The organism is Pseudomonas sp. P5_A2_2 (genome assembly GCF_054177685.1).
In genome coordinates this window covers 1-2,368 of record NZ_JBGCUL010000715.1, presented here as the reverse complement: position 1 = coordinate 2,368, position 2,368 = coordinate 1, and the positions used below count along the sequence as shown (strand labels likewise).

General features: G+C 64.5%; 1 protein-coding gene. It reads left to right on the top strand.

From position 1 onward, the window contains the following. A partial coding sequence (locus tag ACXRVY_RS24680) for a retention module-containing protein (RefSeq protein ID WP_458238489.1) occupies window positions 1-2,368 on the top strand: 2,368 nt, incomplete at both ends.

Below are 2,368 nucleotides of genomic sequence, written 5' to 3'. Positions count from 1 at the left end.
ACACTGGCCTTTCCGGTGCCGTGTCCCTGGAACTCGCCGATGGCCGCACCCTCGATCTGGGCCGTGACACCCAGTGGAGCGCTGACGCCCCGGACTCCGGCACTGATCTGGCAGCCGCCACTGCGCAAGCCGCGCCATCGGTAGAAGAGCTGCAACAAGCCATTGTCGCCGGTGCCGACCCGACCAAAGACCTTGAAGCCACCGCTGCGGGGCCGACGGCGGCAGGTTCTGCTGGTGCCGTCGGTGGCGGTCACAGCTTCGTGGTTCTCGACGCCACCGCTGGACGCGTCGATCCGACCGTTGGCTTCCCGACCGCAGGTATCAACTCTGCCGGGCAAACGGCCCTGGAAATCCCGAGTGGCCAGACCACCAATGCCAACGCCAACGCCAACGCCAATACCCCGAGTGAATCAGTCCTCAGCCTCAGTGCCACGCCGAGCATCACCGAGGCCGGGGGCGTGCTGGTGTACACCGCAACCCTGACCCAGGCACCGCTGACCGACCTGACTGTCACGTTGTCCAACGGCGCCGTGATCGTGATTCCCGCGGGCGCGACCACCGGCAACGTCAACGTGCCATTGGCTGCGAACGACACTGTTTATAACGACGCGACCCAGATCGAAGTAACGGTCACCGGCACCAGCGGCGGCAGCGGTATCACCGTGACGCCGCCGACTACCCCGGCCGTGACCCWGGTCACCGATACCGTCGACTCCACCACGGTCACCCTGACGGCCGGCAATACCGTCACCGAAGGCGGGCAGATCACCTACACCGCCACCCTGAGCAACCCGGCCGGCACGCCGATGACCGTGACCTTGAGCAACGGCTCGGTCATCACCATCGAAGCGGGCAAGACCAGCGGTAGCGTCGTGGTCGAGACCCCGGCCAATGACGTTTATGTCAATGGCARCACCGTCAGCACCACCATCACCGGYACCACCGGCGGCAACTTCGAAAAYCTGGTGCCGAACACCSCGCCRGCCGTGACCACCATCACCGATTCCGTGGACAGCACCGGACTGAGCCTGACGGCCACCGGCAACATCACCGAAGGMGGSCAGATCACCTAYACCGCTACCCTGACCAACCCGACGCAAACACCGGTGACCGTGACCTTGAGCAACGGCTCGGTCATCACCATCGAAGCKGGCMAGACCASCGGYAGCRTCGTGGTCGARACCCCGGCCAATGACGTYTATGTSAACGGCARCACCGTCAGCACCACCATCACCGGCACCACGGGCGGCAACTTCGAGAACCTGGTGCCCAACACCACGCCGGCCGTGACCACCATCACCGATTCCGTGGACACCACCGGGCTGAGCCTGACGGCCACCGGCAACATCACCGAAGGCGGGCAGATCACCTACACCGCCACCCTGAGCAATCCAGCCGGCACGCCGATGACTGTGACCTTGAGCAACGGCTCGGTCATTACCATCGAAGCCGGCCAGACCTCCGGCAGCGTCAACGTGCCGACCCCGGCCAATGATGTTTATGCCAACGGCAGCACCGTCAGCACCACCATCACCGGTACCACGGGCGGCAACTTCGAGAACCTGGTGCCGAGTAAAGAGCCGGCAGTAACGTCCATCACTGACTCGATCGACACCACCACCGTGACSCTGAGCGCSACRCCGAGCGTGGACGAGAACGGCACCATCACCTACACCGCGACGCTGACCGACAAGAACGGCGCCCCGGTGACCGCGCARAACGGTCCRGTCACCGTMACGCTGGACAGCGGCAAGGTCATCACCATCGCCGAAGGCCAGRGCGCCGGYWSCTTGCCRGTGAGCGTSGGCAACGACGTSTACCAAGGGCCGACCACGGTSACCGAATCCATCAAGGACGCGGTGGGYGGCAACCTGGAACAGGTGTCGCCAAACACCACGCCAGTGACCACCACGGTCAATGACGTCAATGACAGCACCACCGTGACCCTGAGCGCGACGCCGAGCGTGGACGAAAACGGCACCATCACCTATACCGCGACCCTGACCGATGCCCAAGGCCAACCGGTCACCGCGCAGAACGGTCCAGTGACCGTGACGCTGGACAGCGGCAAGGTCATCACCATCGCCGAAGGCCAGAGTTCCGGTAGTTTGCCGGTCACCGTGGGCAACGACGCCTACCAAGGGCCGACCACGGTCACCGAATCCATCAAGGATGCGGTGGGTGGCAACCTGGAAGCCATCAACCCAGTGAAAACCCCGGTCAGCACCACGGTCAATGACGTCAACGACACCACCACGGTGACCTTGACCGCGACGCCGAGCGTGGACGAGAACGGCACCATCACCTACACCGCCACGCTGACCGACAAGAACGGCGCCCCGGTGACCGCACAGAACGGTCCAGTGAC